Source organism: Stenoxybacter acetivorans DSM 19021 (assembly GCF_000745895.1).
GTDB classification, from domain to species: Bacteria; Pseudomonadota; Gammaproteobacteria; order Burkholderiales; family Neisseriaceae; genus Stenoxybacter; species Stenoxybacter acetivorans.
In genome coordinates this window covers 76,529-87,230 of record NZ_KN050772.1, presented here as the reverse complement: position 1 = coordinate 87,230, position 10,702 = coordinate 76,529, and the positions used below count along the sequence as shown (strand labels likewise).

The following is a 10,702-nucleotide window of genomic DNA, read 5'->3' as shown; positions in this document are numbered from 1 at the left end:
GAATGGCGATATTTTATTACTTCTTTGAAGGATATAGATAAATTTGCTTATTCGGTTCGTCAGCATTGGTCGGTGGAAAATCATTTACATTGGCGATTGGACGTGATTTACGGAGAAGACCGTGCTTGCGCCCGTAAGGATAATTCTCCCATCAATATGAATATATTGAGAAAAACAGCTTTATCACTGGTGCAGAAAGCTGATTTCAAACAGAAGCGATTAAGCAGTAAAAAGAAAAGACTTAAAGCTGCGTTAAATCCGGAGGCTTTGATAACCATATTATTGGCAGGGTGCGGGTAAAAGTAAATGCTGTTGGTCTGGTATTTTTCTTGCATTGTTGTATTTTTGTTACAACCATACAAATACAGGTAAATCAAAGTCTTGTTTCAATAAACTCCATGCGTTCGAGTGCTCGCATGGGCTTTATTGAAATGGTTTGGCTGTGATTGCCATGATTACTTTGTACCTTGCCTCACCAATGGCAAACCTTAGGCTTACTTCAGGCTGCCTGAAATTGCAAGGGGAAAACCGAAGCAATATTTTTAAACGCAATCTGTTGTATTAAATAGAGAAATCTTCCACAACAGCGGTGTATAAAGCCTCGTCAATCCGTTCTCGGGTGAATGAAGAATCAAGCAGTAATAAAAACGCATACACAAAGCCGCGCAGGTAGTTGTCTTTGCGCAGTATCACATGGGGAAATGCGGAAGCGAATAAATGCTTTGTATCCAAATACATTAATTCTTTTTCATCGTTGTTAAATAAAGCTGCTGCGGGCAATAAGCCCAAACCAAAGCCTTGTTTAACACAATTTTTAATCATATTTGAGTCATCGCTGGTTAAAGCCGTTCGCGGTAATGGCAGATGCGCTTGCTCAAAAGCTTGTTTAATGGGTGAACCATCACAAAAGGCGAATGAATCCGCAATCAATGAATATTGGCTAATGTCTTTTAAACTCGGCGGATTGGGGCATGTGCTGTCTAAAGGTGCAATCAGGCGGTATTCATAATCCAAATTCGGGCAGCGGAGGCGGCATAATTCGGGATACGCGGAAGTGGGTTTCATGCCAATGGCAAAATCCACTTCGCTGTCTAAAACCATTTGATTTAAGACGGATTCGTTTGCCGTTAAAACAATCAATTCAACCGATTGATATTGATTCAAAAATTCTGTAATCGTTTGTATTAAGCCAATGCTTGCGATGGCAGGCAAGGCGGCAATGGTGAGTTTGCCTGCGGTTTGATCGGCAAATTCTGCGCTGATGTGTTTCATTCTGTCCACATTGCGTAAAATTTGCGCCGCTGTGTCCAACAATATTTTTCCCGGCTCGGTAACCGAAGCGATGCGCTTGCCGTGCCGCACAAAAATCGGTACGCCCAATTCTTCTTCCAACAGCCGAATTTGCTTGGATACGCCGGGCTGTGAAGTAAAAAGCACATCAGCGGCATCGGAAACATTTAAATTCTGCCGATAAACGGCAAGCGCGTAACGCAATTGCTGCAATTTCATTGCACACTCAATTCATTTATTTTTGAGGAAACGGTGTTAAATTCACAATAAAAGGCTGCCTGAAAGCACATAAAATCACTTTCAGGCAGCCTTTTCCAACATTGCAAAACAATGTTTAAATCCGCAACATTCTCTCGCCGCGCCCAATGCCTGCGGCACCGGTACGCACGGTTTCAAGAATGATGCTTTTGCCCAAAGTTTCAAGGAACGCATCAATTTTTTCTGACGTTCCGGTTACTTCTACGGTATAGCTTTTATCGGTAACATCAACCACGTGGGCACGGAAAATTTCTGCCAGCCGCAATACTTCGTCGCGGTCTTTGCCGACGGCGCGCACTTTCACCAGCATCAATTCACGCTCAACAAAACGATTGTCGTCCAACACATTGACTTTAATCACTTCAATCAATTTGTTTAATTGTTTGGTGATTTGTTCCAAAATCGCTTCGTCGCCGTGGGTAACCAAAGTCATGCGCGATAAGGTTGTGTCTTCTGTGGGCGCAACCGAAAGGGAATCAATATTGTAGTCGCGCGCCGAAAATAACCCAACAATACGGCTCATGGCACCCGATTCATTTTCCATTAAAATGGATAAGATGTGTCTTTGATTCATGGCACGCTCCGTGTGTCGTAATGGCGGTTGTGGACATCATTCACGTCGCTGTCGGCAGCGGTTTCGCGCATGTGCGGCGGCAGCACCATTTCGTCCAACCCTTTGCCGTTGCCCACCATTGGAAATACATTCTGTTTGCGGTCGATGATGAAATCCATAAATACCAAACGGTCTTTGAGGGCAATGGCTTCTTTCAGCGCACCTTCCACATCAGCGGGTTTATCAATGCGCATACCAACATGCCCGTAGGCTTCAGCCAGTTTAACAAAATCAGGCAATGAATCCATATACGATTCGGAATAACGATCGGCGTAATAAAATTCCTGCCATTGGCGCACCATGCCCAAATAGCCGTTGTTTAAATTCACAAGTTTTACGGGCAAACGATATTGATAACACGTTGAAAGCTCTTGAATATTCATTTGAATAGAGCCTTCGCCGGTGATGCAGAACACGTCTTCATTCGGGCAAGCCAGCTTTGCGCCCATCGCATAAGGCAAGCCCACGCCCATCGTGCCCAAACCGCCGGAATTGAGCCATTGGCGCGGGCGTTCAAACGGATAATATTGGGCGGCAAACATCTGATGCTGTCCCACGTCTGATGTAACGATGGCGTTGTTTTGGGTGAGCCGCGCCAAGGTTTGCACCACAAACTGCGGCTTAATCACGTCGTTCGACGGTTCAAACCAACGGCAATCGCGCGCGCGCCATGATTCGATGCTTTGCCACCATTTTTCCAATGCGGCACTGTTTAACACTAAAGACTGTTTTTTCCACAACGCCAAAACATCATTCAGCACATTTTTTACATCGCCGACAATCGGCACATCAACTTTCACGCGCTTGGCAATGCTGGAAGGGTCAATATCGATGTGAATGATTTTTTTCTGGTTGTCGGCAAATTTACCCGGCACGGAAATCACGCGGTCGTCAAAACGTGCGCCCACTGCCAGCACCACATCGGCATTTTGCATGGTTAAATTGGCTTCATAACTGCCGTGCATGCCCACCATGCCCAAAAATTGACGCTGTGATGAGGGATATGCACCCAAGCCCATTAACGTGCCGACACAAGGCGCGCCGATGAGCTGCACCAATTCCGTCAGTTCAGGAGAAGCATTGCTCAGGATCACGCCGCCGCCGAAATAGACCACCGGCCGTTTCGCCGCTGCCAAAACCTGCACCGCTTTTTTGATTTGCCCTGTGTGTCCATGCGTAACCGGCTGATAAGAACGAATAAAAATATCTTCCTGCGGATAGCTGAATTTTGCCATCGCTTGGGTTACATCTTTGGGAACATCAATCACCACCGGACCGGGGCGGCCGCTTTTGGCAATTTGAAAGGCTTTTTTCACCGTTTCAGCCAGTTTATGGACGCTGGTTACCAAAAAATTGTGTTTCACGCATGGGCGGGTGATGCCCACCATATCGACTTCTTGGAAAGCGTCCGAACCGATCGCGGGTGTGCCGACTTGCCCTGAAATCACCACCAGCGGAATCGAATCCGAATAAGCGGTGGCAATGCCGGTAATGGCGTTGGTGGCACCCGGGCCGCTGGTTACCAATGCCACGCCGATTTTTTCACCATTGCTTGCCCGCGAATACGCATCGGCAGCATGAACCGCCGCTTGTTCGTGGCGAACCAATATGTGGCGGAATTTATTTAACTGGAAAATGGCGTCGTAAATCTCAAGAACTGCGCCGCCGGGGTAGCCGAATACGTATTCCACGCCTTCGGCTTTAAGACTTTGCACCAAAATCTGTGCGCCGGAAAGTTGCATATGAACCTCTGTTGTGTCAGGTAGCCCAACTGATGCACTGCCGTCTTGCCTATGCTTTGTGGGCTGATGTGTGTTACAGCGATTTCGGGTACGCGCAGACACACATCGTGGCAACCAACGGCACAGCACCCAATAGTTGGAGTAGCTGCCTTGGGTTTGTCAATTGAATAAAGCGAAACGAAACAATATCGCAACCGCATTATTTGTGCAAGCCATTATCACCAAAGCGCATTGAATATTTTTATAGTTTGTTGTGTACTGATTTCTGCGTATCGAATAAGCCATCTTTATCGTGTAAAATAATCCGCTTAATCTAACTTTAAATGCGTTGCCGCACACATCATGTCTGTCTTATTCTCTTTGCGCGGTCAATCCGCTTTGTCTGATTTCCGCCTGAAAAAATTGCGCCACCGTGCGTCTTTGCTGGGTTTGCCTGCCGATATTGAAGTCAGCAGTCAATTTTGGTATTTCGTTGCCGCCGCCCGTGCGCTGAGCGAGCAAGAACTAAGCCGTTTAACCCGTTTATTGGCAGCCGAACCAAGTGCCGATGAACCGCGTTCAGGCAGCCAATTTTTAATTGTTCCGCGCATCGGCACTATTTCACCGTGGGCATCAAAAGCCACCGACATTGCACACAACTGCGGCTTGCGTGAAATTGAACGCATTGAGCGCGGCATGTTAATCATGCTTTCAGGCAGCCTGAACGATAAAGACCGCGCAGCATGGGCAGCATTGCTGCACGACCGCATGACTGAAAGCGTCTTGCCGCACATCAGCGATGCCGCCGCTTTATTTCAACACCCGAATGCGCAAACCCATGCTGAAATTGATGTATTAAACGGCGGGCGCGAAGCCTTGGTACATGCCAATCAAAACATGGGTTTGGCGTTGTCCGATGACGAAATTGATTACTTACTGGAAAACTACCGCTCATTGCAGCGCAACCCCGGCGATGCGGAATTGATGATGTTTGCGCAAGCCAATTCCGAGCATTGCCGCCACAAAATTTTTAATGCCGATTTTGTGCTGAACGGTGAAAAACAACCGAAATCATTGTTCAGCATGATACGCGACACCCACAATGCCCACCCCGACGGCACCATTGTCGCCTACAAAGACAATGCTTCTGTCATTGAGGGCGCACGCATTGCCCGTTTTTATCCGCATGCCGACGCAGACCAAGCCTACCGCTTCAGTGATGAAGACACCCACATCATTATGAAAGTGGAAACCCACAATCACCCCACCGCAATCGCTCCATTTGCGGGTGCGGCAACGGGTGCGGGCGGTGAAATTCGCGATGAGGGCGCTACAGGCAAAGGTGCACGTCCCAAAGCGGGCTTAACCGGATTCAGCGTATCCAATTTAAACCTGCCCGATGCCATACAGCCTTGGGAACACTATTCCGCCGCACAAGCACAATACGGCAAACCCGAGCGCATCAGCAGTGCTTTAGACATTATGATTGAAGGACCGATTGGCGGCGCGGCGTTTAATAATGAGTTTGGCCGCCCCAATTTGCTGGGTTATTTCCGTACCTTTGAAGAGCAATTCCACGGACAGCGGCGCGGCTATCATAAGCCGATTATGATCGCAGGCGGTTTGGGCAATATTCAGGCAGCCCAAACCCATAAAGACATTATTCCCGAGGGCGCGCTGCTGATTCAGCTGGGCGGACCGGGTTTGCTTATCGGCTTGGGCGGCGGCGCGGCTTCAAGCATGACAACCGGTGTAAACAATGCGGATTTGGATTTTGATTCCGTACAGCGCGGCAACCCTGAAATTGAACGGCGGGCGCAAGAAGTTATTGACCGTTGCTGGCAATTGGGTGCGGAAAACCCAATTGTTTCTATTCATGACGTGGGCGCAGGTGGTTTGTCCAATGCCTTTCCGGAATTGGTAAACGATGCCGGACGCGGCGCGGTGTTTCAATTGCGCAATGTACCGCTGGAAGAACACGGCATGAATCCTTTGCAAATTTGGTGCAACGAAGCACAAGAGCGTTATGTGCTGTCGGTTTTACCCGAAGATTTGCCCGTATTTCAAGCCATTTGTGAACGTGAACGCTGCCCGTTTGCCGTTATCGGCGTGGCAACCGACGACGGACATCTGCATGTGCGCGATGATTTATTCGGCAAAGATCCCGTGGATTTGCCTTTAAATGTATTGCTGGGCAAGCCGCCCAAAACCACGCGCACGGATAACGCCGAGCGGCTGCCTGAAATCCCGTTTGATGCCGATAAAATCGATTTGCATAAAAGCGTTTATCGGGTACTGCGCTTGCCCACGGTAGCGAGTAAACAATTTTTGATTACCATCGGCGACAGAAGTGTCGGTGGCTTAACCCACCGCGACCAAATGGTTGGCCGTTTTCAAACCCCTGTTGCCGATGCAGCAATCACGCTGATGGGCTTTGATACCCACCGCGGCGAAGCAATGAGCATGGGTGAAAAAGCCCCGCTTGCGCTCTTTTCCGCACCCGCATCCGCACGCATGGCAATTGGTGAAGCGATTACCAATATCGCCGCAGTACCCATTGGCGACATCGGCAAGATTAAATTGTCTGCCAACTGGATGGCGGCATGCGGTACGGCGGGTGAAGACGAAAAACTGTATCGTGCCGTGGAAGCGGTATCGCAATTGTGTCAGACCCTGCATTTGAGTATTCCGGTAGGCAAAGATTCTTTGTCGATGAAAACGGTGTGGCAAGACGGCGGCGAAGAAAAAGCCGTGATCTCGCCTTTATCGCTTGTCATTACTGCCTTTGCGCCTGTGTCTGATGTGCGTTTAAGCATTACCCCCGAATTACAAAACATTGCCGACAGCGTGTTGCTGCTGGTGGATTTGGGTTTCGGACGTGCGCGCATGGGCGGCAGCGTATTGGGGCAAGTGTGGAAACAACTCACCGGCACCGCCCCTGATGTGAACGAGCCGGCACATTTGGCTGCTTTTTTCCGTGTGATGCAAGATTTATCGGCAAGCGGCAAAGTCTTGGCGTATCACGACAGAAGCGACGGCGGCTTGCTGGCAACACTTGCCGAAATGCTGTTCGCTTCCCGTTTGGGCGTGAGCATTGACATTACTTCAGTAATTGAAAAAATCTACATTCATTCCGACAACATCAAACTGCACGATGCCGTTATCCGTGCCTTATTCAATGAAGAATTGGGTGCGGTGCTGCAAGTGAATGAAGCCGATTTACCCGCTGTTCAGGCAGCCTTTGCCGATGCGGGCTTGGCTGATGCTTTGCACACATTGGGCAAAACCAATCACGTTGAACGATTGCTGATTAATAACGGCAACACCATGTTGCTCAACGAAACCCGTTTGGATTTACAAAAAGCGTGGAGTCAAACCGGCTACCACATTCAAAAACTGCGCGATAACCCAAAATGCGCCGACAGCGAATACAGTTTATTGGCAGACGATAAACGCAGTGCCTTATTTGCTTCGCTTTCATTTGACATCAATCAAGACATTGCCGCTCCGTTTATCGGCGGTGCAAAACCCAAAATCGCGGTGTTGCGCGAACAAGGCGTTAACGGACAAGTGGAAATGGCGGCGGCATTCACCCGCGCCGGTTTTGATGCTTACGATGTTCACATGAGCGATTTAATGGCAAACCGCGCCGATTTGGCAGACTTCCAAATGCTCGCCGCCTGCGGCGGATTCAGCTACGGCGATGTGTTGGGTGCAGGTGCCGGCTGGGCAAAAAGCATTTTATTTAATAACCAGCTACGCGATATGTTTGCTCAATTTTTTGCCCGCCCCGATACCCTCACCTTGGGTGTGTGCAACGGCTGCCAAATGGTGAGCTTATTAACAGAAATTATTCCCGGCACTGCCAACTGGCCGCTGTTTAAACGCAATATTTCCGAACAGTTTGAGGCACGTTTGAGCATGGTCAGCATTCCCGCTTCGCCCTCGCTGATTTTGGCAGACATGGCAGGCAGCCAATTACCCGTTGTTGTCAGCCACGGTGAAGGCCGTGCTGATTTTACTCATTTGGCTTTCAACAAAACCCCGACAGCCTTAGGCGTTACCCTGCAATATATTGACGGTGAAGGAAAAATCACTCATGACTACCCGCTCAATCCCAACGGTTCGATTAACGGTATTGCCGGTGTTACCAACAACGACGGGCGCGTAACCATTATGATGCCACACCCTGAACGCGTTTATCTGACACAGCAAATGAGCTGGAAACCACCTCAATGGGACGGCGAATTATCAGGCTGGTATCGCTTGTTTGCGAATGCCAGAAAAGTTTTGGGGTAAATGCGTACCCAAACGCTGTGCTTTTTATGGCTGCCTGAACACATAAGCGCGGGAAAGTATCTATGTCTTTAAACAAAGCCAATGCTGTATTGTGTTCGTTATTAAAGACAGCACAGCGTAAGCAATTCAGCTGCCGCACCGCCGTTCCTCACCATAACGGCGGTGATGATTTACAGATTTAAATTTTTCAGGCAGCCTGAAAAATAAATTCTGCGGTCATGCCGCTGCCATGACGCGGCAACTTGTTTGCCAATCCGCAGTTAAAAATCGGAACACAAAACACAGCCTTACCGCATGATTTCCCCTAAAATAACCGCTTATTACTTCAAGATAAGGATACCCCATGCCGCTTCTCGATAGTTTCACTGTAGATCACACCCGTATGCACGCCCCTGCCGTGCGCATTGCCAAAACCATGACCACGCCTAAGGGCGATACCATAACCGTGTTTGACCTGCGCTTTTGCGCGCCCAACCACGATATTTTGCCGGAAAAAGGCATACACACGCTGGAGCATTTATTTGCCGGCTTTATGCGCGACCGCCTTAACGGCAGCAATGCAGAAATCATTGATATTTCACCGATGGGCTGCCGCACCGGCTTTTATATGAGTCTGATTGGCACGCCAAGCGAAGAACAAGTGGCGCAAAGCTGGGCAGCCGCCATGAATGACGTGTTGGCAGTTAAAGAACAAAGCCAAATCCCCGAATTAAACGAATACCAATGCGGCACTTATCAAATGCACTCACTTGAAGAAGCGCAAGACATTGCCCGCCGCGTATTGGCACAAACAATCGGTGTGAACCGCAATCAAGATTTGGCATTGGATTTAACCTTGCTGCCATAAAGGCTGCCTGAAAGGAAAAGCATGAATCGTTTACACACTCACTTTACCTGTTTTTTATCCGGTATTATTTTATTATTGAGCGCATGCGCAATAAATCCGCCAACCGGTTCTGCCGAACAATGGCAGCACGTTGGTCTTTCCGGCGACGGCAATATTCAATTTGCCATTGATAAAAACAGCATTCGCCGTCAAAAAGGCATCGTTTACTACCGCGATAAAAAAACCGTTACCGACGTAGAAAAACAAAGTTACACCCAAACACCCATTTATAAAACCGCCATTGGCACTTGGGAAATGGACTGCAACCGCAAAACCTATCGCCTCACCGCGCTTACATTATTAAACAACCGCGGCGTGTCTGTGGGTGAATACCGCTACGGCAGTAATGATTTGCGTCCAATGCCGATTGCCCGCGATACCGTTGCCGAAAAACAACAGCAACTATTGTGTAAATAACAGGCACAGCGGCGTGTGCTTTTAAAATCTTGACCACATTATTCATCTGCCGCAGCATCAAAACCAATAATGCTTTTAAAATAAAGCCGCTGCATTGGCAGGCTGTCTGAAACGCATAAAGTATCATTATTGCAAACGAGGTATAAAAACACACTGTTTACCGCTTGGGTGTATTGATGCAGCACACCCAATCGCGGCAATAGCAGATTATTTGTAATGCCGAAGAAACCGCACCGCATATTTTTTAAACACTGTCCAAAATGCAACCAAAAACAATAAGGAAACACAAATGAAAAAAAGCGTATTACTGATGCTTCTGTGTGCGGCAACAGCTGTGATGGCAGAAAGCACCACCGATGTAGAATTGCTGAGTGCACAAAAAGCCTACCAAACCGCTTTACAAGCACAAACCAATATACAAAGCAAAACCTTAACTTTGCAGGAAAATTTAAATTCGGCACAAACCCGTTTAACGCAAGCACAAGCCGAAGTATCGCGTTTACAAAACGAGTTAAATCAAGCTGATGTTGAACGCCAGCAAGCCGAAAGCCTATTACAATCAGCGGGTGAACGTTTAGACAACGCTTGGCGGGCGGTACACGTTCGCTGATACACGATTTTTCAGCAATATTTGCTTGCCGCCGCATTGAAAAAACAGTCTTGAAAATAGGCTGTTTTTTTCTGCCAATCGCAACCCTTTTTTACTGTTTCACCATATTTCGGTGGAAATTAAAAACAGCCAATTGAACTCAACGGTAAAAATCTTGAGGATAAAAACGTGGAAGAAGCGGCGTGAGCAGAAAAAGGCGCGGTTTTGGCGACAAATTTATGCCTCTTGATGCCCTGCGATCACCGCACAAACGCCAAGCGAGACAAAGTAAGCAGCGAGTGTTATCGCACGGCTTCCGAAACGGTGCATTGGCGGCAAGCCTGCCTTAAGTTTCACACAAGCAAAAATCCAACCGCCTTGATAAATCTTATAGCTAAACCATTAAATTTTTCAAAACGACTTGCCGGAAAAATTACGGCTAATTGTCTGAAATCTGCTGAATAGGCTGTGTTTGCTTATTTTGAAAATAATAATAGTATAGCTATATCAAGACGTTTTTTATCTTTTTATAAGTTTTAAAGCAGTGTAATTACACAGAGTTTAATAACATTAAATAATATTACTTTGATAATACAATTTAATAATATTATTATATTTTACTTAATGAC

General features: G+C 47.6%; 10 protein-coding genes. 6 read left to right on the top strand and 4 right to left on the bottom strand.

The window, feature by feature from the left end; genetic code table 11:
* A partial coding sequence (locus tag Q384_RS11955) for an ISAs1 family transposase (RefSeq protein ID WP_037588525.1) occupies positions 1–300 on the top strand: 300 nt, incomplete at its 5' end.
* Between the two features lie 261 nt (positions 301–561).
* Here Q384_RS11955 and Q384_RS11950 read toward each other — a convergent pair.
* From Q384_RS11950 to ilvB, 3 genes are all read right to left on the bottom strand, one after another.
* Positions 562–1,509, bottom strand: a complete 948-nt coding sequence (locus Q384_RS11950; protein WP_037588523.1) for a LysR substrate-binding domain-containing protein — start codon at positions 1,507–1,509, stop codon at positions 562–564.
* A gap of 115 nt (positions 1,510–1,624) precedes the next feature.
* Positions 1,625–2,122 (bottom strand): acetolactate synthase small subunit, encoded by a 498-nt coding sequence (gene ilvN, locus Q384_RS11945; RefSeq protein ID WP_084224490.1) that lies wholly within the window; start codon positions 2,120–2,122, stop codon positions 1,625–1,627.
* Complete coding sequence (ilvB, locus tag Q384_RS11940) at positions 2,119–3,903, bottom strand: biosynthetic-type acetolactate synthase large subunit (RefSeq protein ID WP_037588521.1); 1,785 nt, start codon at positions 3,901–3,903, stop codon at positions 2,119–2,121. Before ilvB ends, ilvN begins: the two co-directional genes overlap by 4 nt.
* A gap of 32 nt (positions 3,904–3,935) precedes the next feature.
* On the opposite strand from ilvB, the gene Q384_RS14445 reads away from it, so the two are divergent.
* The 4 genes from Q384_RS14445 (at position 3,936) to Q384_RS11925 (ending at position 9,484) form a co-directional block, all read left to right on the top strand.
* Positions 3,936–4,070: a hypothetical protein gene (locus Q384_RS14445; RefSeq protein ID WP_281174547.1), complete on the top strand. Its 135-nt coding sequence runs from the start codon at positions 3,936–3,938 to the stop codon at positions 4,068–4,070.
* 175 nt (positions 4,071–4,245) lie between these two features.
* On the top strand, positions 4,246–8,181 hold the full coding sequence (gene purL / locus Q384_RS11935) for a phosphoribosylformylglycinamidine synthase (RefSeq protein ID WP_037588519.1): 3,936 nt from the start codon (positions 4,246–4,248) through the stop codon (positions 8,179–8,181).
* Positions 8,182–8,524: 343 nt separating this feature from the next.
* Positions 8,525–9,028, top strand: a complete 504-nt coding sequence (luxS, locus tag Q384_RS11930; protein WP_037588516.1) for an S-ribosylhomocysteine lyase — start codon at positions 8,525–8,527, stop codon at positions 9,026–9,028.
* A gap of 21 nt (positions 9,029–9,049) precedes the next feature.
* The gene (locus Q384_RS11925) at positions 9,050–9,484 is read left to right on the top strand and encodes a surface-adhesin E family protein (protein ID WP_037588513.1); all 435 of its coding nucleotides are present in this window, start codon (positions 9,050–9,052) and stop codon (positions 9,482–9,484) included.
* A 38-nt stretch (positions 9,485–9,522) separates the two neighbouring features.
* Here Q384_RS11925 and Q384_RS11920 read toward each other — a convergent pair whose 3' ends face one another.
* Positions 9,523–9,723, bottom strand: coding sequence for a hypothetical protein (locus tag Q384_RS11920; protein ID WP_156956580.1), 201 nt, complete (start codon positions 9,721–9,723; stop codon positions 9,523–9,525).
* A 50-nt stretch (positions 9,724–9,773) separates the two neighbouring features.
* On the opposite strand from Q384_RS11920, the gene Q384_RS11915 reads away from it, so the two are divergent.
* Entirely contained in the window at positions 9,774–10,094 is a 321-nt protein-coding gene (locus tag Q384_RS11915; protein WP_037588506.1) for a hypothetical protein, read from the top strand.
* Positions 10,095–10,702 lie beyond the last annotated feature (608 nt).